This is a genomic window from Paenibacillus sp. FSL H7-0714 (assembly GCF_038003765.1).
Lineage (GTDB): Bacteria > Bacillota > Bacilli > Paenibacillales > Paenibacillaceae > Paenibacillus_AQ.
On sequence record NZ_JBBOPT010000001.1, the window covers coordinates 3,285,909 to 3,308,641 of the forward strand.

Consider the following 22,733-nt stretch of genomic DNA (forward strand, 5'->3'; position numbering starts at 1 on the left):
ATAGACCGGCAAGAGAGTTCTCTCTTTGCCGGTCTTTTTTTTCGTAAACGAATGATCATTGAAGAGCTAATTAATTCCTAGTCGTAGATAAAATGCTCCACCACAGCCACAGTCTTAGTTATGTCTGGATCAGAATTATCGATCACTTTCACATTAGAACTTGGAAGCGGCCACTTCACACTGCGGTTTCCAAATGATTTGCGAAATTCATCCCAATGCTGGAACTTCCATTCATCTAATGGTGATTGTCGATCGTGAATTCGTGTCCGATACAATTCCTCATTGGCTAGTTCGACCAAGACAACTTTAACCTCAACATCTTGCAGCGAACGTCCGATTCGAGATAACTCACTGCTGATCCAGTCAGGGTTGGCAGCTTCTTTAGTAAATGGTCCAACCACAAATGCATCTACATTCAGGCCTATATTGTCTAGCGCTGCATCCATCGTAATCCGGTAGCCCAAATCACGGCATAATCTTTTGTAATCGGCAGAGTCTCTGTCTGCCGGGTCCAATCCGTGTAAGGTCATGATGGCGTCTGCCGCTGGACGTAATAGAATATCCATATCAAAGAAGGGTACTTTACGCCGGGAAGCGATCGCTTTAGCTAATGTCGTTTTGCCTGCCCCAGCTGGCCCTAGAAAAAATACAAGTTTGTTCATCATTGTCTCTCCTTAGAACCTCAATTCAACTCCATAATGTATCTCTGCATACTATCATATAAAAGATAGTGAGTAATCGCCAGCGCAATATCTCCATCAGAGAGATAGGAACAGACTACCTGAGATATTGCGCGTTACGGTCCATAATATGATATTTTTTTGCTTCTCCATTGAGTTTTTGTGTAATCCTGCTTATAATATAGCGAGAAAAATAAGAAAAAGGTGTCCATAAATGAGCATATTAAATGTAGAAGGATTAAGTCATGGTTTTGGAGATCGTGCGATCTTCAAGGATGTTTCATTCCGTCTTCTAAAAGGCGAGCATATCGGATTATTCGGCGCTAACGGCGAAGGTAAATCCACTTTTATGAATATTGTTACAGGAAAGCTTCAACCGGATGAAGGTAAGGTCGAATGGTCCAAACGGGTGCGTGTTGGCTACCTCGATCAGCATGCAGTGTTGACCAAAGGCATGACCATTCAAGATGTACTCAGAGGCGCTTTTCAATACCTCTTTGATCTTGAGCAAGAGATGAATGATATGTACGGCAGAATGGGTGACGTGTCGCCTGAAGAGTTGGAAAAGCTGCTTGAAGAAGTTGGTACGATCCAAGATACGCTTACAAATCAAGATTTCTACATGATCGATGCGAAGATACAAGAAACCGCGCGCGGTCTAGGAATCACAGATATTGGATTGGATCGTGACGTAGCTGATCTTAGTGGTGGTCAGCGTACCAAAATCTTGCTTGCGAAGCTGTTGCTTGAAAAACCAGATATTTTGCTCCTAGATGAGCCTACGAACTATCTGGATGAGCAGCATATTGAATGGCTGAGACGTTATCTTCAAGAGTATGATAATGCATTTATTCTGATCTCACATGATATGCCTTTCTTGAACAGCGTTATCAACCTGATCTACCATATGGAAAATCAAAAGCTGACTCGTTATGTGGGTGATTATGAGCAATTCCAGCAGGTCTACGAAATGAGAAAACAACAGCTTGAATCTGCTTATAACCGTCAAAAACAAGAAATCGCAGAGCTGAAAGACTTCGTTGCACGTAACAAAGCAAGCGTAGCTACCCGTAACATGGCAATGTCCAGACAGAAGAAGCTCGACAAGATGGAAATCATCGAGATTGCAAAAGAGAAGCCAAAACCACAGTTTAACTTTAAAGAAGGTAAAACTGCGGGCAAGATGATTTTCGAAGCAAAAGAATTGGTTATCGGATATGATACACCGTTGTCCAGACCGCTTAATTTGTTAATGGAGCGTGGACAAAAGATCGCGTTGGTCGGTGCGAACGGGATCGGTAAAACCACCTTGCTTCGCAGCATCTTAGGCGAAATCCAAGCATTGTCCGGTTCGGTAGAACGTGGATACCATCAAGAGATTGGATACTTTGAGCAAGAAATGAAAGAAGGCAATTACAAGACTTGTATCGAGGAGATCTGGGATACATTCCCATCCCTGTCACAATTCGAAGTACGTGCTGCCCTTGCCAAATGTGGACTGACCACGAAACATATCGAAAGTAAGATTGCTGTTCTAAGTGGTGGAGAAAAAGCTAAAGTGCGTCTATGTAAACTCATTAACAGTGAGACCAACATTCTCGTATTAGATGAGCCGACGAACCACTTGGATATCGATGCCAAAGATGAACTGAAACGTGCGCTGAAAGCATATAAGGGAAGCATTCTCATGATCTCTCACGAACCAGATTTTTATCAAGACATTGTCACCGATATCTGGAATTGCGAAGATTGGACAACAAAAGTATTCTAATAAGCAAATCTTTATTGAACAAGCCTATGAGGTGTTAACGAATCAGTTACGCTTTATAGGCTTTTTTATGGATAGTGGGGAGGGTCTATGTGTTAGAGAATAAAATGGATCAGCTTAACATCAGTGTTCAACGAATTTTTGGAGAACAAGAAATAGAAATAATCAGTTTCACTTGTGAAAATTTAAATTATAAAACGCCTAACTTTACTACAGCAGGCATCTTTTCTATTCATGGTCTGGCAATAGTTAATCACGAGCAGCTTCCATGGTCAATCATATTAAAAATCATCAAGTCTGATAGTGCAGAAAAAGAGGATCCAGCACATCACAATTACTGGCGACGAGAAGCCCTAGTCTTTGAATCTAAGATTCTGGATGAGCTTCTGGTCTCAATCCAAGCTCCTAAGTGTTATCTTGTTGAGGAGCAAGAAGATGGTACTGTATGGTTATGGATGGAACGTATTGAAGGAGAATTTGCACATACGAAGGAGCAGTTTGATATTATCGCTGAACGGTTAGGCCGATTTAATGGAGCTTATCTTTCAGGAAAGAACACTCCTAATGACCAATGGATATGTAGAAGCTGGCTTAGATCATGGACTACTTCGAGTAAAATGTATGCACCTAACCCTGAAGAATATATTCATCAATTACATAGAGACAATGACCGAAGCCTTTGGGCTTGGTTCCAAGACTTCACGAAGCGGATAGACAGTAACTTGAATGCTCTCTATCGCTTGCCAAGAGTATTAGCCCATCAGGACCTCAGTCAAATGAATATGTTGCTAACTCAAAACGGAGAGTTAGTCTTGATAGACTGGCAATTTATGAGCATATCAGGTTTAGGTGAAGATCTTGGTAAAATGTTTGGCGTAAATATGAGTCTTGGTGTGATTCCTATCGATCGTTACAAGGAATTCAAAGAGTCTTTATTCCATTCGTATATAAAAGGATTAAAGGCTAGCGGATGGCAGGGGGACGAATCCCTTGCAAGATATGGTTATTGTTTAAGCACTGCTTTACGTAGTGTCTGGGAAGTGCCACAATACTTTTCTCTGAATGCTCAGCTACAATCTGACCTGTTAAACGCTAATCTTCAGGAGCGGGTTAATCGGCTAGAGCAAATCATTATTATTCATCAAAAAATGACGCTAGAAGCAGAGACATTGAAATTATGGACAACATAGTTCTTAATTCTCATTAGATATGAAAAGGGAGCCCCTATTACAGGAGCTCCTTTTTGCTACACCTCAATAATGATGGGGAGAATCATTGGACGTCGTTTCGTTTTTTCGTACAGGAATCTACTTAGGGTCTCCTTGATGGTCTGCTTGATGATATTCCACTCGCCTAGGTCAGCCTCACTCATCTTTTGAAGGGTAGAGGTTACAAGCTTGTTGATCTCCTCCATTAAAGTTTCTGAGTTACGGACATAGATGAATCCTCTGGATACGGTATCCGGCTCGTTTAATAAACGTCCATCTTCTTGGCTTAATGTAATCACTGTAATCAAAATACCGTCTGCTGACAGCTGGCGACGATCGCGAAGAACGACATTCCCAATATCTCCAATCCCAAGGCCATCCACTAGGGTTTGTCCAGCTGCCACTCGGCCAGATTGGCGGACGACACCTGATGATGACTCGACGATATCTCCATTTTTTAGAATAAAGATATTATTGGGGTTAACACCAACTGTCTCGGCTAACAAGCTGTGATGATGTAGCATACGGTATTCACCATGAATCGGTATGAAATATTCAGGTTTCATCAAGGTTAACATTAACTTAAGCTCTTCTTGGCTTGCATGCCCAGATACATGAAGCTCGCTGCGTGATCCATAGATGACTTTAGCGCCAAGCACGTATAAATTATCGACGATTCTAGATACATTGCGTTCATTCCCGGGAATGGGATTAGCTGCTATCAGAACGGTGTCTCCTGCCTGGATTTCCATCTGCCTATGACTTGCGTTAGCCAGTCGCGATAACGCAGCCATGGGCTCTCCTTGACTGCCTGTACATAATACAGTTACTTGCTCTGGAGGGAGTTTGGCAGCTTCAGTAGGCTCGATCAGCATGTTATCTGGAATGCTCAAGTACCCGAGTTCCTGGGCTACTCGGACAACATTAACCATACTTCTGCCAAGTAAGGTTAATCTACGATCGGTTAAACGAGCAGCTTCAATGATCTGTTGTAGACGGTGTACATTTGAAGCAAAGGTAGAGATAAAAATTCTACGGTCAGCTTTCATGAATGCTTCTTCTATATGAGCGCCAACGAGTTTTTCAGAGGGGGTGAAGCCTGGGCGTTCTGCATTGGTACTCTCTGAGAGCAGGAACTTTACACCATTCTTCCCGATGTCAGCCATTTTATGTATATCGGGATACTGCTTATTAACAGGGGTCATGTCAAATTTGAAGTCCCCTGTATGAACTACGGTCCCTTCTGGGGTATCGAATACAACACCAAGGCAATCCGGAATACTATGATTGGTATTAAAGAACGTTGTAGTAATCGCTCCTAGCTGTAAAGTAGACTCAGAATCAATGACATGAAGCTTGGTCTGACGTAATATTCCGTGTTCCCTCAGTTTATTTTCAATTAGACCTAAGGTTAACCGAGATGCGTAGATCGGAAGATTTAATTGTTTGAGTAGATACGGAATTCCTCCAATATGATCCTCATGTCCATGTGTAACTACTAATGCTCGAATCTTATCAAGATTGCTTAATAAATACGTAACATCAGGAATAATGAGGTCAATCCCCAGTAGACTTTCGTCCGGAAATTTAGAACCGCAATCAATGACAATAATATCATCAGCATATTGCAGGAAATACATATTCTTACCAATTTCATTCACACCGCCTAATGCTGCAATCCAGAGCTGCTTAGCTGCCACTTTCATTAAAGTCCCTCCTTTTATAAATTCACCTATATTATGTATGAAATCCCTTATAATTATCCTTTCATTGAGGTGGTACAATAGTATAACAATAGATTGATATTCAAAAGTTAGGGGACAGATTGATCATGAACATCAGAAGAATATATAAGAACGATAATCGTGCGATTGAACAGATTATTAGGAGCTGTCTGATTGAGTTTGGCGGGAATAGGGCAGGGCTTGCGTGGGAAGATGACAGCCTGCATCATTTATATGAGTACTACAATCAAAGCGATAATCAGGCTTATTGGGTTGTGGAAGAAGATGGAAATATATTGGGCGGGTGTGGCATTGCGCCTTTCGGCAATGAGGGCGACATATGTGAGTTGCAAAAAATGTACTTATCTCCGTCCGTTAGAGGTAATGGGATAGCTTCTGAACTCCTAAATACGGCGCTGGATTTTGCCAAGTTTCATTACAATAAATGTTATTTGGAGACATTACAGAACATGCATGCAGCTAACCGTTTTTATATGAAAAACGGCTTCGAACTTTTAGATGCCCCATTAGCTGGCTCAGAGCATTTCGCATGTGATGCTTGGTATATTAAAGAGTTAATTTAATTATGGTTTAGTAAGCCTGGATTAACAGGCTTATTTTTTATTTGACAACAAAACCGTCCAGACGGTATAGTAAATATCAGGGGTGATCAATGTGAACAGTAATTCTAAACGTAAAACTATTTTATTGGCGGCTTCCACAGTTGTTAAAAATAATGGAGTAGAGAAGCTTACGCTTGAAGCTGTGGCTAAAAAAGCCGGGGTCAGTAAGGGCGGGCTACTGCACCATTTTCCAAATAAAGAAGCTTTGATCATAGGGATGGTCGAAGATCTAACGAACCATTTTTTTACCAATGTTCAAGATAGAGCAATGAGCGAAACGGTTGAAAAAGGGAAGTGGAGTCGTGCTATTACTAAAGCCATGGATGATGATATTAAAGAGGGCAAAGAGATTGGTACCGCGCTTCTTGCTGCTCTTTTCACAAATCCAGATATTCTTAACAAATTTCAAAGTCAATATGCAACGTGGCAACAAAACATAGAGAACGATGGCATTGATCCTGTACGCTCCACTATCATTAGGTTGGCAGCAGATGGGTTATGGTATTCCGAAATGTTCGGATTAGGTGTGTTAGATGATGAATTACGCACGAAAGTCATTCAAGAATTGATAAATATGACGAAGTAAGGAGAGGTTATCTTTGAATTCATATGTATTACTTGCAACAGCGATCATCTGTGAGGTATTTGGCAGTTCAATGCTAAAAGTGTCTAACGGGTTTAAAAGGGTATTCCCATCCATTGGCGTGATCCTTGGTATGGGCTTAGCATTTTATAGTCTTTCTTTAGCGTTAAAAACAATTCCATTAGGTACAGCTTATGCGATTTGGTCAGGGGTGGGCACAGCTTTGACAGCTATAATTGGCGTAGTTATTTATAAGGAGAATTTTAATCGTAAGAAATTACTAGGTCTACTACTTATTATTGGTGGTGTAATCATTATGAAGCTCTCAGGTGGGGCTCATTAGAATTTGGAGGCTGCAGCATGAAAAGAAATGTAGGATATATTGCTCTAAGTATAGCGATTGCTAGCGAAGTCGTAGGTACTACTATGTTGAAAATGTCAGAAGGATTCACGCAATTACTCCCTTCTATAGGGGTTATTATTGGTTTTATTATTGCTTTTTATAGTTTATCCATAAGCCTTAGAGAATTACCGTTAAGCTTAGCTTATGCGATTTGGTCGGGTGTAGGTACTGTTCTAACTGCAATTGTGGGTATTGTCGTGTGGGGAGATCCATTTGGTATTCTTACTTTTGCCGGAATAGTATTAATAGTAGGAGGAGTGGTATTATTAAACTCTCCTGCCAAAGGTGAAGACAAAGTACGGGCCTGATAAATCAGGCTCTTTTTTTATTTTTAAACGGATGTCATAGATTCCATAAATCGCATAGTTTCGCGATAATGGTATCACTTACCTTTTCCGTAGAATTACATCTTATAGTTTGAGCTACTATTTATCTATAATGAGTGTGTCTGAAAGTGAAGGGAGGGTGTGGTTCTTTTTAATGTGCTCTGGATGATCTCTATTGAAAACGCTACCATTTGAGCACTCTGATAGGTTCGTGAATTTTTGAGAATCTAACATATTTAAGGAGGATTAAAATTAAAATGCGTAACAAGTATGTTATATGGTCGCTGTTAGTATCCATGCTGATTTCAAGTTTATTCTTGGCTGCGGGCCCACTTAATTTTGTTTCAGCCTCCGGAGGACCAAACCTGACACTCGGCAAAAATGTAACTGCGAGCGGTCAATCACAAACTTATAGTCCTGAAAATGTTAAAGACAGTAATCAAAGCACGTATTGGGAAAGTACGAATAATGCATTCCCGCAATGGATTCAAGTCGATTTAGGTGCAAATACGAATATTGATCAAATCGTTCTAAAGCTTCCTTCTGGTTGGGAGACGCGGACGCAAACATTGGCTGTTCAAGGTAGCACAAACGGTTCGACATTCACGAATATTGTAGGGTCTGCGAATTATGAATTCAATCCATCAGTGGCAGGGAACAGTGTTACCATCGACTTTGCCTCAACCAGTACGCGTTATGTTCGTCTGAATGTAACGAGCAACACAGGTTGGCCGGCAGCTCAGCTCTCTGAATTCGAGATTTATGGCGCTAGTGGTCCTACTCCAACTCCATCGCCTTCTGGCACTTATGAAGCTGAATCTGCTTCACTGTCTGGAGGAGCTAAAGTGAACACGGATCATGCCGGTTACTCCGGCGCGGGCTTCGTGGATGGATATTTGACACAAGGTGCAACAACGACATTCACGGTTAACGTGCCAGCAGCAGGTAGTCGTGAAGTGACATTGAAATACGCTAATGCAAGTGGCAGTGCAAAGACAATAAGTGTCTATGTCAATGGTGCTAAAATTGGCCAGACCTCATTATCTAACTTACCAAATTGGGATTCATGGAGCACTAAAGTAGAAGTTCTTAATCTAAATGCGGGTAACAACACCATCGCATATAAATATGATGCTGGTGATTCTGGCAATGTTAACCTTGACCAAATCACTGTAGCGTCGACAACAATAACCCCTACCTCAACACCAACGCCAACGGTCACACCTACACCAACGCCAACTCCTACACCAACACCTACACCAACACCAACACCAACAGCAACACCGACGGTAACACCAACCCCAACGCCAACACCGACGGTCACCCCAACACCTGCACCGGGTAGCAATATTGCTGTCGGCAAGACGATTACCGCTTCTTCCAGTACACAAACGTTCGTAGCAACAAATGCGAACGATAATGACACAAGCACGTACTGGGAAGGTGGCAGCAATCCAAGTTCGCTCACCCTCGACTTAGGGGCGAACCACAACATTACGTCAATCGTTTTGAAGCTGAATCCAGCCTCTGCATGGAGTACTCGCACACAAACGATTCAGGTGCTCGGTCACAATCAAGACACGACTACCTTCGGTAATTTGGTATCGGCTCAATCGTATACGTTTAATCCAGCTTCGGGCAACACAGTAACCATCCCGGTTACGGCAACGGTTAAACGTCTGCAGTTGAATATCACTTCGAACTCTGGTGCCCCTGCTGGGCAAATCGCGGAGTTTCAAGTATTCGGTACACCAGGGGCGAACCCTGATCTAATGATAACGGGTATGTCCTGGTCACCTACTACTCCTGTCGAGACAAGTGCAATTACATTAAATGCAGTTGTTAAGAACAACGGTAATGCTAGCTCCGCAGCAACCACTGTCAACTTTTACTTAAACAATGAGCTCGTTGGATCTGCTCCAGTAGGTTTATTAACTGCAGGCGCATCAACAACAGCCTCAATGACATTAAACGCTGGGGCCAAAACCGCTGCGACCTATGCTCTCAGCGCTAAAGTAGATGAGAACAATGTGATTTTCGAGCAGAACGAAGGGAATAACAGCTATACGAACGGGGCATCTCTTGTTATCGCTCCAGTCTCCAGCTCTGACTTAGTTGGTGTGACTACATGGACACCAAGTAATCCTGTGGCTAATAGTACAGTAGCTTTTACCGTAAATCTCAAGAATCAAGGAACCATTGCTTCTGCAAGCGGTTCTCATGGTGTTACTGTAGCTCTTAAAAACTCAGCGGGTACCACGATTCAAGCATTTAATGGATCCTATTCCGGGACCCTTGCTGCTGGAGCTTCCGTTAACGTCACGATTCCAGGGACATGGACAGCAGTCAACGGTAATTACACTGTAACCACTACTGTTGAAGTGGATGCTAATGAGGTAACAGCGAAGCAATCAAACAATATAAGCACAACTAATCTGGTGGTCTATGCTTTACGTGGTGCAAGCATGCCTTATAGTCGGTACGATACCGAAGATGCTACTCTCGGTGGTGGTGCTACGTTGAAATCAGCACCTACGTTTGATCAAGCACTAATTGCTTCAGAAGCATCTGGTCAGCGTTATGTAGCCCTTCCTTCAAACGGCTCGAACGTGGGATGGACAGTCAGACAAGGACAAGGCGGCGCGGGTGTGACTATGAGATTTACTATGCCTGACTCTTCGGATGGTATGGGACTGAATGGTTCACTTGACGTGTATGTGAATGGAGTAAAAGTCAAAACGGTATCGTTGACATCCTACTACAGCTGGCAGTATTTTTCGGGCGATATGCCTGGTGATACTCCTAGTGCTGGGCGTCCGCTCTTCCGATTTGACGAAGTCCACTGGAAATTGGATACTCCTCTTCAGCCTGGAGATATCATCCGTATTCAGAAGAACAATGGAGATAGCTTGGAGTATGGTGTTGATTTCCTCGAAATCGAACCCGTTCCTACTGCAGTCGCTCGCCCGGCGAACTCCGTGTCAGTGACAGATTATGGTGCTGTAGCAAATGATGGTCAGGATGACCTTGCAGCTTTTAAAGCAACGGTGAATGCAGCTGTTGCAGGCGGTAAGAGCATGTATATTCCTGCCGGAACATTTAATCTTAGCAGCATGTGGGAAATTGGTTCTGCCAGCAATATGATTAACAACTTTACGGTGACAGGTGCTGGAATCTGGCATACGAACCTCCAGTTTACTAATCCTAATGCGGCGGGAGGCGGTATTTCACTCCGTATTAGCGGCAAGCTAGATTTTAGTAATGTTTACATGAATTCGAATTTGCGATCCCGTTATGGACAAAATGCAATTTACAAAGGATTTATGGATAACTTTGGTACTAATTCAATTATCCATGATGTCTGGGTAGAACATTTTGAATGTGGCATGTGGGTAGGCGACTATGCTCATACACCTGCTATTTATGCCAGTGGGCTTGTGGTTGAAAACAGCCGGATTCGGAACAATCTTGCCGATGGTATCAACTACTCCCAAGGCACTAGCAATTCGATTGTTCGAAACACCAACGTAAGAAATAACGGTGACGATGGTCTTGCAGTATGGACTAGTAACACCAATGGTGCTCCGGCGGGTGTAAATAACACATTCTCCTACAACACGATTGAGAATAACTGGCGTGCAGCAGCCATAGCGTTCTTTGGAGGCGGCGGTCATAAGGCTGATCACAACTACATCATCGACACTGTAGGTGGTTCTGGTATTCGTATGAACACCGTTTTCCCTGGTTACCATTTCCAGAATAATGCGGGCATTGTTTTCTCAGATACTACGATTATCACAAGTGGTACCAGTAAAGATCTGTATGGTGGAGAACGTGGAGCCATCGATTTAGAGGCATCGAATGATGCCATCAAGAACGTCACCTTTACCAACATCGATATCATCAATACACAACGCGATGCAATCCAGTTCGGTTATGGTGGTGGATTTGAGAATATCGTGTTTAACAACATCAATATTAATGGTACTGGGCTTGATGGTATTACTACTTCACGTTTCTCAGGGCCACATCAGGGTTCGGCAATCTATACCTATACAGGCAATGGTTCAGCAACGTTTAACAACCTGACGACTACGAATATCGCTAACCCCAACCTGAATTATATTCAGAGCGGTTTTAATCTGACGATTCATTAAGCGATAGTGTGAGGGAGGAGTTCTTCGGAACTTTTCCCTTTTTTTATATTGTGGATAGTGAAAATTTAAAACTTCGGAGAAGGATATTGACTTGATGAGCAAGAAATAAATGGTAGGATATAGTATTTATCTCATAAGAAATAAATTTTTAGGAATGTGTCGATTTCATCATCTTCCGTTCGTCGTTTAAATAGAAGTCCGGATATCAGACGTTAAAGCGAAGGAGAGATGAAATGCATTTAGTAACTTCAATGGACGGAACTAAGATTGCCTATGACAAAATGGGTCAAGGGCCAGCACTTATATTAGTGACAGGTGCATTTAGTTACCGAAAATTCCCAGGTCAAGTACAGTTATCTGATCTGTTGTCTGAGAATTTCACAGTCTTCAATTACGATCGACGAGGTCGTGGCGATAGCGGAGACACTCAGCCATACGCAATAGCTCGTGAGATCGAAGATCTGCAGGCTATAATTAATGCGGCCGGAGGATCGGCATATGTCTGGGGATTGTCTTCTGGAGCAGTTCTTGCTCTACAAGCAGCAGCGGATGGAGCAAATATTACAAAATTAGCTCTGCATGAGCCTCCATTTGTTGTCGATGCTTCGGATCCTAAGCCGCCTCTAGATTTCGTTATGAATGTTACTGAGCTTATTGCTACAAATCGCCGATCTGAGGCAATTAAGTATTTTATGACTAAAGGTATGGGAGCACCTGCGTTTGTTGTTAAATTGATGCGCTTAATGCCAAGTGTATGGTCTAACCTAATGGCTGTAGCGCACACTCTTCCCTATGATGCTGTTTTATTGGATGGGTATATGGACGGAAAGCCACTTCCTGCCACATTGTGGAGCGCAGTTACCATTCCAACGCTGGTCCTCGAAGGTACGGAGAGTCCTGTTGGCTTACGGCATGGTGCTCAGGCAATTGCTAAAGTACTACCTAATGCGAAACTGTTAAGTAAAAAGGGGCTCGGTCATACGAAGAAACTCAATACAAGGATCATTTCAACTGAGCTTACTGCATTCTTTATGGGAAATTAAAAATAGGAGGGATACACCTATGAGATTTATGATGATTGTTAAAGCTACCACAGATTCAGAGGCGGGAATTATGCCTAGTCAAGAACTGATTGATGCTATGCAGAAGTATAATGAGGAATTGGTGAAAGCAGGTGTGTTGCTGGCAGGCGATGGATTGCAACCGAGTTCCAGTGGTATTCGAATTTCATATCCGGAAGCTGGCGGCAAACCGAAAGTTATGGATGGTCCGTTTACAGAAGCTAAAGAAATGATCGCTGGATATACGCTGATTGAGGTCAAATCAAGAGAAGAAGCCATTGAATGGGCTTTACGTATGCCGGACCCTCATGGATTTGGCCAAGGAGAGATTGAGCTAAGGCAGGTATTCGAGCCGGAGGAATTAATGGACGATCCCGAAACATTGGCGAAAGAAGCAGCACTTCGTAAACAGGTTGAGGAGCAGAAGCAAACGTGAGTTTCTCCCATACGCATCGAACGATTGATACAATATGGCGAATGGAATCGGCAAAAATCATTGCGGGTTTAACGCGCATGGTACGGGACGTAGGTCTCGCAGAAGATCTTGCTCAGGACGCATTAGTAATTGCCCTTAATCGATGGCCAGAGACGGGGATTCCAGATCATCCAGGTGCTTGGCTGATGACCACCGCGAAACGGCGTGCGATTGATCTTATTCGCAGGACCAAGCTTCGAGATCAGAAATACGTAGAGGTTGCACATAGCATGGATTTATACACTGAGGTAGATATAGATGATGCGTTAGATGAGGAGATCAGTGACGATCTCCTTCGTCTGATCTTTATGACCTGTCATCCGGTGTTGTCACAAGATGCCAGAGTAGCCCTGACCCTTCGACTGTTATGTGGATTGACGACAGATGAAATCGCACGTTCTTTTCTAGTCGCCGAATCAACGATTGCTCAGCGAATTGTTCGGGCGAAGAGAACCCTAAGTGCTAACAAGGTTCCTTTTGAGGTACCCGTTCAAGAAGAGCTTAAAGACCGTTTGTCTACGGTGCTTGAAGTCCTTTACCTTATGTTTAATGAAGGATATTCTGCAACCTCTGGAGTGGATTGGATCCGTCCGCTGTTATGCCAGGAGGCACTGAGATTAGGACGGGTACTAGCTGAGATTGCCCCTTATGAACCTGAGGTTCATGGACTGGTCGCCCTTATGGAGATTCAATCCTCGCGTTTTAGGACGAGGGTTAATAGCAAAGGGGAGCCTATTCTACTTATGGATCAAAACCGGACACAGTGGGATCAATTACTGATCCGTCGTGGCCTGACTGCATTAGAGCGTAGCCGAAAGCTTGGACGTCCGCCTGGACCTTACTCGCTTCAGGCTGCGATTTCTGCTTGTCATGCACAGGCGTCTACTGCAGCAGAGACAGACTGGATCCGTATTTCTGCACTGTACGAAGCGCTCTCGAGAGTCATGCCTTCGCCGATCGTCGAATTAAACCGAGCGGTCGCCATATCCATGGCGTTTGGCCCAACCTTTGGACTGCAAATTGTGGATGAGCTGAATACTGAACCATCCATGAGGGATTATCATCTGCTGCCCAGCGTTCGTGGTGATCTTCTGCTGAAGCTGGGTCGATATGATGAGGCGCGTACAGAGTTTGAACGTGCCGCAGCCTTAACCGAGAATGAACGTGAAAGGATTCTTTTGCTGAATCGGGCGGAAGCGTGTAACTTAGGAACATCGTAGTTAATTCAATAGTATTTTAAACCGATACGTACATAAAGGAGAGATAAAATATGAATCAAGAAGTCATCGATTTTATTGAAGCATTAAAAGAACCATGGCAGGTGGAGTTATCTACTAATCTTCGTGAGGTTGTTCACCAAGCAATCCCAGATGTACAGGAACGAATTCAGTATAAGAAGCCTCATTTTTTGAAAAATGGTAAATACGCAGCAGCTATTTCAACTTCGAAAGATGCGGTAAGCTTTGTTATTTTTAATACGAATGAGCTTGAGTTTCCAGAAGGGATGATCGAGGGCCCTCCGGAGAGAAAAACACTGAAACTACGAAAAGGGGATACAGTGAATACGTCTCAATTAGTGGCTTGGGTCAGCCAATCCTCAGCTTCCCTTTAATTGCAAGATTCATGATGTAGGACGGTATCTCAAAGTCATTTGACTTCATGGGATATCGTCTTTTTTGGACGAATTTGGCTCCATCAATACATAATCATTCAATAAATTGTGAAAAATACATCAAGAGCTAGCAATGAAGGGAATGAAACCCATGAAGATATTAAAACAAACTTGTTTGCTACTGCTTACGGTCCTTGCACTTAGTGCATGCTCAAGACCAGTAGCAGATAAATCCCAGCTACCACCTCCAACGGTTGTGCCAAGTGGAGCTGAAGAAAGATTTAGCCTTGAGGAACTTGCCACTTTGATTGGAAAAGAGGATGCTCAAGTTGTCCAAGCTCTCGGCAAAGGCGAACCTAATCGTAATGAAGGTACGAATTCTACTCTTTTATCCCGCGAATATAACGAGAAGATTGTGAATCACGAAGCAAATCTTCAGGTCTCCTATGATCACACTGGAAAAGTGATTGGAGAGACGATTCATTTTGAAGAAGCTACCAAGGAAAAATTAACGCAAGAGATAACGCAACAGCTTGGAGAGCTTACGACTAAGAGTGAAGGTAACACAGCAGATATAGAAAAAGAAGGCGAAGGTACAAACTTTCGTAGGGTATGGCAGACGGATAATGCCAAAATTTCTTTAATTGAATCCAATGGAAAGCTGTCTATTTCCATAGATACGAAGTAACATTCGAATAATGTGAGAAAAAAAAGGACAATACCCATTGTAATTAGACAATGGGTATCGTCCTTTTTTGATGAATAATTAAGGCTTAAGAGGAAGAATTATTGTTTGTTGCGGAGCTTAGACGATGAATTTGCTCTTCCAGAACCGCACTTGCTTTGCCAACAAATTGTGTAATAAGTTCAAGCTCTTCATCCGAGTAGGTGGAAGCTAATTTAAGCATCTCGGCATGCAGGGGAAGGTAGGCATTCCCGACCTCATTATTTTCATACAAAGGGACAATAATTACCTTACGACGGTCACTGGGGTCATTTTGTCTGCGAACAAAACCGTTATTTTCAAGTCGATCAATTAATGCCGTAACACTGCCTGTAGCCAGTCCGGTTAGTTTGGACAGTTCACCAGCGGTGATGGGACCTCTTTCATGGAGGATATCTATGGATAGATAATCATTATTATATAACCCAAGTGAGGCTGCCACATTTTGCTGATATAGTATCGTTCGACTTCCTAGGCCCCGCATACGCAAGGTGAAGTCTTCCTGCTGATTTTTCACTTGATTGTGTCGATCTCTTGACAAAAGAGAGCCCTCCTTTTAAAATATTGATATCTTGATCATCGAGATATAAGACAATAAAGATACTCGATGAACGTGCGATTAATTGAATTCATTTTATCGGAATTATTAAAGTTTTGCAAAAGGTAATGCATCAAGAAGTTTAGAGAGAGGTTGGTGTGCGATCTTGTAACGATAAGACTAAATTCGAAATTAAGGAAAAGTGGAGGGAACAAAAGAGAATGGTAAAGAACTTGGAGAAGAAAAATAATGTAGGGATTATTATAGCGGCTCTATTGCTGGCCACACTTATGGCATCCATGGATAACACTATATTAGCAACTGCAATGGGAACAATCGTAGGGGATCTTGGCGGTTTTGACAAACTGATGTGGGTGACTTCTGCTTATATGATCGCTGAGATGGCAGGAATGCCGATTTTCGGAAAATTATCGGATATGTATGGCCGCAAGCGTTTCTTTATTTTTGGAATTATTGTATTTATGATCGGATCTGCTTTATGTGGTACCGCAAACTCTATAGTTCAGCTGAGTATTTATCGTGCGATTCAGGGTATTGGTGGAGGAGCACTGGTTCCAATTGCGTTCACCATCATGTTCGATGTGGTTGCTCCGGAAAAACGGGGGAAGATCGGCGGATTATTCGGAGCAGCCTATGGTATATCAAGTATTTTTGGACCTCTTATTGGCGCTTATATAGCGGATTATGTGCATTGGTCTTGGATCTTTTATATCAACTTACCTATAGGTGTTATTGCCTTCTTTTTGATAACTTTCTTCTATAAAGAGTCTGTCGAGCACTCCAAGGAAAAGATCGATTACCTAGGTGCGTTTACACTTGTAGCTTCAATCCTGTGTCTCATGTTTGCGATTGAGCTTGGTGGAAAAAAATATGCTTGGGACTCTGCTATGATTGTGGGATTATTTTTAGCTTTTGTAGTGTTTATCGTAGGGTTTATTTTTATCGAACGTCGTGCAGAAGAACCCATCATTACTTTCGGCATGTTCAAGAATCGTCTCTATTCTACGAGTAATGTTATGGCTATATTTAGCGGAGCAGCATTCATTACAGCCTCGGTGTACATTCCAATCTACATTCAAGGGGTAATTGGCGGCTCAGCAACGAATTCGGGGCTTGTGCTACTTCCTATGATGGTCGGTTCCGTAATTACTGCTGCGGGCGGCGGATTCTTACTCTCGAAGTTCAATTATCGTACCATCATGATATCGTCATTAGTACTGCTTGTTTTAGGTATCTCTTTGCTAACCACATTAACACCTGATTCTTCAAGGTTCATGGTCACCATCTTCATGTTTCTAGTAGGTCTTGGAATAGGTTCGTCGTTCTCTGTTCTAAGCAATGCAGCGATTCATGGATTTAGTGCAAGACAGCGGGGTTCTGCAAGTTCGACACTTAGTTTTACAAGGGAGCTGGGAATGACACTCGGCATAACAGTATTCGGTATTATCCAAAGTCATGTGTTTTCGAATAAATTAGCATCCATGTTCAGTGGCGGAGGTGCGGCACCCGAAGGTGTCAATCTAAGCGATCCAAATACAATTTTGACTCCGGATACCCGGGCAAAAATTCCTACAGAGGTTCTGGATAAGATTACCGAAGGTTTATCCTCATCGCTTGTTCACACTTTTGCTTGGGCAATTATTCCGTCTGTTATCGCTCTACTGGCTGCATTTGTGATGAGTAAGGAAAAGTTTGATCCGGCCTCTGAATTGGGAGAGTATACGGCTTCGCATTAAAGGTTGCAATGTTTAAACAGACTGAATTCTCTATTTAACGAGATTCAGTCTGTTTTTATTATTGATAATTAATGGATGGCGTTCATCTTATGCTTCTATAATATTGTAGCGTGAATGCAAATACCAAATAAGTTCTCTACGGCTGCTGACACCTGATTTGCTAAAAATAGATTTTAAATGATCTTGGACGGTGTATGCAGAAATATGGAGTGCAGAAGCCAATTCTTTAGTGGATAATCCTCGAATTACACCGTGTAATAGCTGTTGCTCACGTTCCGTCAAACCATAAGCTTCAGCAATGATGGGGAGCATGTCAGCAGGACGCGCGGGTTCGAATGAAATGGCAATTTGGTTCTGACCGTTGGAAGCCTTAAGAAGACTTGCCCGAACGACTAAATAGGGCCCCTCAGTCATACGAATGCATGCCTTCGCTATCCCGATAGATTCGGAAGGGCTGTTTAACGCTTGCGTGCTTACAGCACGGATTGGACGAGGCAGAACATGAACATCGATCATTTCCAATGATCGGAGTTTGCCTAACCAGCGATCCGCTGTGGGATTGGAGGAAAGAAGAGCCAAGTCATCAGATAGTACTGCAATCCCGGAACCATAATGATCCTCAAGCCAAGTCTCATCTCTCTCCGGAAGTTCAAGACTGAAAGCCCGCATTCTGGCTGCAATCAAAGGGATGAGTGAGGTGATCCAATCACACTCCTCTTGTAAGAATTCCGATTGATCTGCATTCCTGTACAGCGTCAAATATCCCCAACAAGATTCGCCAAGAATAAGGACTGCACGTAGTTCATCCCCAAAACCTACAGGAGACAAAACCTTTTGATAGCGTGCACTCCGCTCGGGTTTCTGCTTGGTTGCCTCATATATTGTAGCGACGAGGAGTTTGCTATGAACCATTTGCTCATAGGTGTTAACATCATCCTCACCGTATTCGATCTGGAACAAGTGGGGATGAATGGACTCTACGTTATCTTCTGTAACCGCACCTGTCGAAAGCAATGTCTGTGGATCAACATGAGTACAGCAGGCAGCATCAAAGGGAACTGCTTCACGTAAGAGAGACAGCAAGGAAGTACGGTAGTTGTGAGATGAATCAGTAATCATACCTAGCTTAACGATTTGTTTCTTTATTAGAATGAATTGTTTATGGGTATTCATTGAGTAGCCCTCTAGTCCTTAATGGATTATATCGAACTCCCACATTTGTGGGATAGTGAACGGAAGCGAAATCCGTATAATTGAGAATGATTCTTAATCAACTCTATTATATAGGATGCGGTGATAAAAATGCAGGAAAAAGAAGATATTGTTGTCGTTGGTGGTTATGGACATGTAGGGCGTACCATATGTGAAATATTAGAGAAGAAGTATTCAGGTAAAGTATTTGCTGCAGGGAGAAGTCTTGAAAAAGCAGAGCGGTTCAGTCAATCTACCCACGGCAGGATCAAGCCGTTACAGTTAGATATTAATAAGCCGATACCTCCACATTTACTAGATCAAGTGAAGCTAATCATTATGTGTTTGGATCAAACGAATACGGATTTTGTAAAAGCCTGCTTTCTTAGCGGTACGTATTATGTGGATGTATCAGCGAGCGGTCCGTTTTTATCTCAAATTGAGGCGTTATACGAAGAGGCTGCACGACATGGATCTAGTGCCGTTCTTAGTGTAGGGCTTGCACCCGGTATAACCAATCTAATGGCTCTTGAAGCGGAAAGACTGATAGAACAGACGGAGGAAATCGAAATCGCGATTATGCTCGGACTTGGTGATTCTCATGGTAAGGCGGCGATCGAATGGACAGTGAATAGTTTAGGAGAAAAGTTTGAAGTTAAGCAGAAGAATCGTCAGGTAGAGGTGGAGAGCTTCACCGATAGAAAGTCATATCACTTTGGTGACGATTTAGGGAATCGCCATGCCTATCGTTTCCCATTCTCAGATCAACAGACGCTTGCCCGAACGCTCAAAGCATCGTCCATCTCCACACGATTTTGTCTGGACTCAGTTTTCGTTACTAAAATGCTGGCTATAGCCAAAAAAACAGGAGCCGTTCGTTTGTTAAAGACAAGCTGGGTGAACAGGTGGATGGTTAGTGCTATGGAGCGGCTGCATATTGGGAGCGACCAGTTCGCTATCAAGGTTGAGGCTCGTGGAAGAAATCGAGAGGGGAAGCCAATGCATGCTAATTTAATATTGCAAGGAAAGAATCAATCCATCATCACTGCAAAAGTGACAGCAGCAGTATCAAAGCTCCTCTATGATTCTTCATTTCCAGGCGGCGTTTATCATATCGAGCAGATAACAGATTTAGCATATATACAAAAGGAATTAGGATCGACGCTCTCGCTAAAGATCCAAGTAAAGGAGCATAATGCAGATTAATCTAAATAGAATAATTTGTGTATAGTTATTTTGAAAGAAGCTTGATTAATCAAGCTTCTTTTTCGTAACCCAAAAGAGTTTTGACCGTATTAACTGATGAACATTTCATTCAGGAAGAAATTCTGTTCTTCCCTAATGGGTCATGTTAACAAAAAGAGAAGTTGAGGTCATCACCTATGAATGAAAAATTTACAGATTACGCCGATACAGGATATTCGATCGCTGAGCAGAAGGCAGCTCAGTATTTTGCATCTCTTCGTGAACAGTTCAAAGAAAGAACTTATGTGTCTACCTTGATTGAAGATTTTCAATTGTGGAAGAAGAACCATATTCATCGCCGTTCATGGTTGTCCTTTTTATCAAGAGGCAAGAGGAAACCTGATTCTCAGGATTATCATAGATATCTAGGATGGCTGAATCAGACCGGTAAATTGGATGATTATTTGGATCGAAGTGTTTCCTATCTTTATATGAGAGATCTGGGGCAAGCTTTGGATTCACCGAATACACAGCTCCGGATTAAGCGTATGGTTGCCGACATTAGAAATCAAATGATTCTTCCAGGCTCCACAAGTTCGGAGGATCAGTCAGATTTCATGAATTTCACCGGGATTTACCGTTGGGCTCAGAAGGAAGGCGTTGAAACGGCCACGATTTGGGTGATAGACAAACTTAAGCGGGTATCAGCACATCTTCCGAAGGAAATGAATCCCGAGCAAGCGCAACGTAAATTAATCAAGATCATTATTGGGGTGATTCTCCATGTGATGGAAGAGATGGACGATGACGTACCACCTGTGGAGCGATCTAAGAGGATTGGTGAAGCCATTAGACTTGGTTATTCATATGGCCTAACTTATCCATTCATTGATGATCTCCTTGATTCCAGTGTCTTAACCGACCAAGAGAAAGAACAGTATTCTCATATGATACGCACTGCGATCCTTAATAGAGTTGTACCGGAATTGGGTGAATGGTCCGGAGAGAACATGCCGTTCATTCGATTTGTACATTCGGAGCTCAAGGAGGCTTTTGAGTATATTAGAGGGTATCAGCGGGAAGAAATGCAGGATGCATTTTTCGAGCAGTCTTTTGTATTTTTCCATTCTCAGGAATTGGATCGTATGAAGGATCTTTCTAACTCTGAATACAGCAATGAAGAGCTTTTCATACCCATCATTTTAAAATCCTCTTCTTCCCGTTTAATTGTCCGATCCGTAATTAGTGCTCCAGCAGATGACGGATTTGATCAACGTACCTTTTTCTATGGGTTATATAATCAGCTGGCTGATGATTTTGCGGATATGTTTGACGATATGAAAGCGGGAGCGGTAACCCCCTATACTTATTATTTGCAATACCGTAGTCAACGTACAGATCTGATCAATCCTTTTGAATTATACTGGACGGTCATTTCCCATTTAATACACACTGTGTATCGCTCTGATCCTAAAACCCGTGAAGTAATATTAGATCGCGCCATTAATGGACTCAAGCGATGTAAAGAACGTGTAGGAAATGAGAAGTATAAAGAGATCATGGAGATTTTTGCTTCTGGTCAACCAGCATTTAATCGGCTTGTCCAGCAGATGGTGCAGAAAGCGGACGATGTGGATTTTTTCGATAAACTGCTTCGGGATCAGTTGCTTTTGAATCTAAAAAACAGCAAGAAGGAAAAAGTGGAATTTCGAGATACGATCCAAAAGGTTCGCGATCAAATCAATAAACAATTGCTGATAGCCAAGCCAGACGGGACGCCAGAAATGAAAGAGTTGCTTATTGATGCGGCTAATTATAGTCTAGCAGGCGACGGCAAGCGGATAAGACCTATATTGACTTGGGTCATGGGTGTTAACGAATATGGTCTAGATGCATCCGCAATTGTGCCGCTTCTAAGATCTTTGGAATATATGCATACCGCTTCTCTAATCTTCGATGATCTTCCATCACAGGATAATGCTTCAACCCGAAGAGGTCGTGCAACTCTACACGAAATGTATACTAGTTCAACGGCGGAATTAACCGGACTATTTCTGATTCAGAAGTCGATCGAGGAACAGGCGTCACTTCATTCTTTTGATGCAAAAGCGGTGCTAGCCTTGATGCAATATTCAGCCCAAAAAGCAGAAGATACATGTATGGGTCAGGCAATGGATCTGAATTCTAAGGGAAAAGCATTGACGCTAGAGCAATTAAATATGATTTGCTTTTATAAGACCGGAATTGCATTTGAAGCTTCACTAGTGATGCCAGCGATTCTGGCTCAGGTTAAGAAAACTGAAGTTCTGGCTTTGAAAAAATTTGCCTATCATGCGGGGATTGCCTTTCAGATTAAAGATGATTTGCTCGATTTGGAAGGAGATCATCATTTACTAGGTAAGCCGATAGGTCAGGATGTGGAGAATAACAATTCAACGTTTGTATCTATCCTTGGTGCTGACGGCGCAAGAAAAGAGATGTGGGAACACTACTGTCTCGCTATGGAAGCGTTAAAGGAGATCCCTCGTAATATTGCTTTTCTGAAGCATTTATTGAATTACATGATTAATCGAAATCGATAATTGTTTGTAGAGTGTTGGCATTATTGCCAGCACTTTTTTTATATTTTTTTTGCAGATTATTAGTTCTTATTTTGTAATTGAATTTTATTGTTTATAATCGAAATTACGTGTATGATGAAGTTGAAAATAGATAAAG

At 42.4% G+C, this 22,733-nt stretch carries 19 protein-coding genes; 15 read left to right on the forward strand and 4 right to left on the reverse strand.

Features of this window, described 5'->3' with window-relative positions:
* Positions 1-77: 77 nt before the first annotated feature.
* Positions 78-662: an AAA family ATPase gene (locus tag NST34_RS14770; RefSeq protein ID WP_076298999.1), complete on the reverse strand. Its 585-nt coding sequence runs from the start codon at positions 660-662 to the stop codon at positions 78-80.
* A 232-nt stretch (positions 663-894) separates the two neighbouring features.
* Between NST34_RS14770 and NST34_RS14775 the strand changes: the two genes are divergently transcribed.
* Complete coding sequence (locus NST34_RS14775; RefSeq protein WP_042188035.1) at positions 895-2,451, forward strand: ABC-F family ATP-binding cassette domain-containing protein; 1,557 nt, start codon at positions 895-897, stop codon at positions 2,449-2,451.
* A gap of 89 nt (positions 2,452-2,540) precedes the next feature.
* Complete coding sequence (locus NST34_RS14780) at positions 2,541-3,638, forward strand: phosphotransferase (RefSeq protein ID WP_341128109.1); 1,098 nt, start codon at positions 2,541-2,543, stop codon at positions 3,636-3,638.
* Positions 3,639-3,694: 56 nt separating this feature from the next.
* Here the strand turns inward: NST34_RS14780 and NST34_RS14785 are convergent, their stop codons facing one another.
* Positions 3,695-5,362 carry a ribonuclease J gene (locus NST34_RS14785; protein WP_076299001.1) on the reverse strand — a complete coding sequence of 556 codons (1,668 nt, stop codon included), beginning with the start codon at positions 5,360-5,362 and terminating at the stop codon, positions 3,695-3,697.
* A 125-nt stretch (positions 5,363-5,487) separates the two neighbouring features.
* Here NST34_RS14785 and NST34_RS14790 point away from each other — a divergent pair, with 125 nt between their 5' ends.
* From NST34_RS14790 to NST34_RS14835, 10 genes are all read left to right on the forward strand, one after another.
* The gene (locus NST34_RS14790; RefSeq protein WP_341128110.1) at positions 5,488-5,964 is read left to right on the forward strand and encodes a GNAT family N-acetyltransferase; all 477 of its coding nucleotides are present in this window, start codon (positions 5,488-5,490) and stop codon (positions 5,962-5,964) included.
* A gap of 91 nt (positions 5,965-6,055) precedes the next feature.
* Positions 6,056-6,589 carry a TetR/AcrR family transcriptional regulator gene (locus tag NST34_RS14795; RefSeq protein WP_341128111.1) on the forward strand — a complete coding sequence of 178 codons (534 nt, stop codon included), beginning with the start codon at positions 6,056-6,058 and terminating at the stop codon, positions 6,587-6,589.
* Positions 6,590-6,602: 13 nt separating this feature from the next.
* A complete protein-coding gene (locus NST34_RS14800; RefSeq protein WP_042188043.1) occupies positions 6,603-6,929 on the forward strand; it encodes a DMT family transporter in 327 nt (108 codons plus the stop codon).
* Positions 6,930-6,946: 17 nt separating this feature from the next.
* Complete coding sequence (locus NST34_RS14805) at positions 6,947-7,297, forward strand: DMT family transporter (RefSeq protein WP_042188045.1); 351 nt, start codon at positions 6,947-6,949, stop codon at positions 7,295-7,297.
* A gap of 275 nt (positions 7,298-7,572) precedes the next feature.
* The gene (locus NST34_RS14810) at positions 7,573-11,472 is read left to right on the forward strand and encodes a discoidin domain-containing protein (RefSeq protein ID WP_341128112.1); all 3,900 of its coding nucleotides are present in this window, start codon (positions 7,573-7,575) and stop codon (positions 11,470-11,472) included.
* A 233-nt stretch (positions 11,473-11,705) separates the two neighbouring features.
* Positions 11,706-12,515, forward strand: a complete 810-nt coding sequence (locus NST34_RS14815) for an alpha/beta fold hydrolase (protein ID WP_341128113.1) — start codon at positions 11,706-11,708, stop codon at positions 12,513-12,515.
* Positions 12,516-12,534: 19 nt separating this feature from the next.
* Positions 12,535-12,969 carry a YciI family protein gene (locus tag NST34_RS14820; protein WP_042188051.1) on the forward strand — a complete coding sequence of 145 codons (435 nt, stop codon included), beginning with the start codon at positions 12,535-12,537 and terminating at the stop codon, positions 12,967-12,969.
* Positions 12,966-14,228, forward strand: a complete 1,263-nt coding sequence (locus NST34_RS14825; RefSeq protein ID WP_341128114.1) for an RNA polymerase sigma factor — start codon at positions 12,966-12,968, stop codon at positions 14,226-14,228. Before NST34_RS14820 ends, NST34_RS14825 begins: the two co-directional genes overlap by 4 nt.
* A 50-nt stretch (positions 14,229-14,278) precedes the next feature.
* Positions 14,279-14,620 (forward strand): DUF1801 domain-containing protein, encoded by a 342-nt coding sequence (locus NST34_RS14830; RefSeq protein WP_341128115.1) that lies wholly within the window; start codon positions 14,279-14,281, stop codon positions 14,618-14,620.
* 175 nt (positions 14,621-14,795) lie between these two features.
* Positions 14,796-15,308 carry a hypothetical protein gene (locus tag NST34_RS14835; protein WP_341128116.1) on the forward strand — a complete coding sequence of 171 codons (513 nt, stop codon included), beginning with the start codon at positions 14,796-14,798 and terminating at the stop codon, positions 15,306-15,308.
* Positions 15,309-15,393: 85 nt separating this feature from the next.
* Here NST34_RS14835 and NST34_RS14840 read toward each other — a convergent pair whose 3' ends face one another.
* Positions 15,394-15,828 carry a MarR family winged helix-turn-helix transcriptional regulator gene (locus NST34_RS14840; protein WP_339271643.1) on the reverse strand — a complete coding sequence of 145 codons (435 nt, stop codon included), beginning with the start codon at positions 15,826-15,828 and terminating at the stop codon, positions 15,394-15,396.
* Between the two features lie 275 nt (positions 15,829-16,103).
* Here NST34_RS14840 and NST34_RS14845 point away from each other — a divergent pair, with 275 nt between their 5' ends.
* Positions 16,104-17,639, forward strand: a complete 1,536-nt coding sequence (locus tag NST34_RS14845) for an MDR family MFS transporter (RefSeq protein ID WP_339271184.1) — start codon at positions 16,104-16,106, stop codon at positions 17,637-17,639.
* Between the two features lie 87 nt (positions 17,640-17,726).
* Here NST34_RS14845 and NST34_RS14850 read toward each other — a convergent pair whose 3' ends face one another.
* Positions 17,727-18,812 carry a helix-turn-helix transcriptional regulator gene (locus NST34_RS14850; protein WP_341128117.1) on the reverse strand — a complete coding sequence of 362 codons (1,086 nt, stop codon included), beginning with the start codon at positions 18,810-18,812 and terminating at the stop codon, positions 17,727-17,729.
* 129 nt (positions 18,813-18,941) lie between these two features.
* Here NST34_RS14850 and NST34_RS14855 point away from each other — a divergent pair, with 129 nt between their 5' ends.
* Both NST34_RS14855 and NST34_RS14860 read left to right on the forward strand, forming a co-directional pair.
* Complete coding sequence (locus NST34_RS14855; protein WP_341128118.1) at positions 18,942-20,036, forward strand: saccharopine dehydrogenase family protein; 1,095 nt, start codon at positions 18,942-18,944, stop codon at positions 20,034-20,036.
* Positions 20,037-20,212: 176 nt separating this feature from the next.
* The gene (locus NST34_RS14860; RefSeq protein WP_341128119.1) at positions 20,213-22,597 is read left to right on the forward strand and encodes a polyprenyl synthetase family protein; all 2,385 of its coding nucleotides are present in this window, start codon (positions 20,213-20,215) and stop codon (positions 22,595-22,597) included.
* Positions 22,598-22,733: the final 136 nt, after the last annotated feature.

What these genes read in the sequence shown, in the direction of transcription:
- NST34_RS14845 (WP_339271184.1), top strand. Translation starts at nt 16,104, where the DNA reads ATGGTAAAGAACTTGGAGAAGAAAAATAATGTAGGGATTATTATAGCG.
- NST34_RS14820 (WP_042188051.1), top strand. Translation starts at nt 12,535, where the DNA reads ATGAGATTTATGATGATTGTTAAAGCTACCACAGATTCAGAGGCGGGA.
- NST34_RS14785 (WP_076299001.1), bottom strand. Translation starts at nt 5,362, where the DNA reads ATGAAAGTGGCAGCTAAGCAGCTCTGGATTGCAGCATTAGGCGGTGTG.
- NST34_RS14810 (WP_341128112.1), top strand. Translation starts at nt 7,573, where the DNA reads ATGCGTAACAAGTATGTTATATGGTCGCTGTTAGTATCCATGCTGATT.
- NST34_RS14850 (WP_341128117.1), bottom strand. Translation starts at nt 18,812, where the DNA reads ATGAATACCCATAAACAATTCATTCTAATAAAGAAACAAATCGTTAAG.
- NST34_RS14855 (WP_341128118.1), top strand. Translation starts at nt 18,942, where the DNA reads ATGCAGGAAAAAGAAGATATTGTTGTCGTTGGTGGTTATGGACATGTA.
- NST34_RS14790 (WP_341128110.1), top strand. Translation starts at nt 5,488, where the DNA reads ATGAACATCAGAAGAATATATAAGAACGATAATCGTGCGATTGAACAG.
- NST34_RS14830 (WP_341128115.1), top strand. Translation starts at nt 14,279, where the DNA reads ATGAATCAAGAAGTCATCGATTTTATTGAAGCATTAAAAGAACCATGG.
- NST34_RS14805 (WP_042188045.1), top strand. Translation starts at nt 6,947, where the DNA reads ATGAAAAGAAATGTAGGATATATTGCTCTAAGTATAGCGATTGCTAGC.
- NST34_RS14860 (WP_341128119.1), top strand. Translation starts at nt 20,213, where the DNA reads ATGAATGAAAAATTTACAGATTACGCCGATACAGGATATTCGATCGCT.
- NST34_RS14840 (WP_339271643.1), bottom strand. Translation starts at nt 15,828, where the DNA reads ATGCGGGGCCTAGGAAGTCGAACGATACTATATCAGCAAAATGTGGCA.
- NST34_RS14775 (WP_042188035.1), top strand. Translation starts at nt 895, where the DNA reads ATGAGCATATTAAATGTAGAAGGATTAAGTCATGGTTTTGGAGATCGT.
- NST34_RS14815 (WP_341128113.1), top strand. Translation starts at nt 11,706, where the DNA reads ATGCATTTAGTAACTTCAATGGACGGAACTAAGATTGCCTATGACAAA.
- NST34_RS14770 (WP_076298999.1), bottom strand. Translation starts at nt 662, where the DNA reads ATGAACAAACTTGTATTTTTTCTAGGGCCAGCTGGGGCAGGCAAAACG.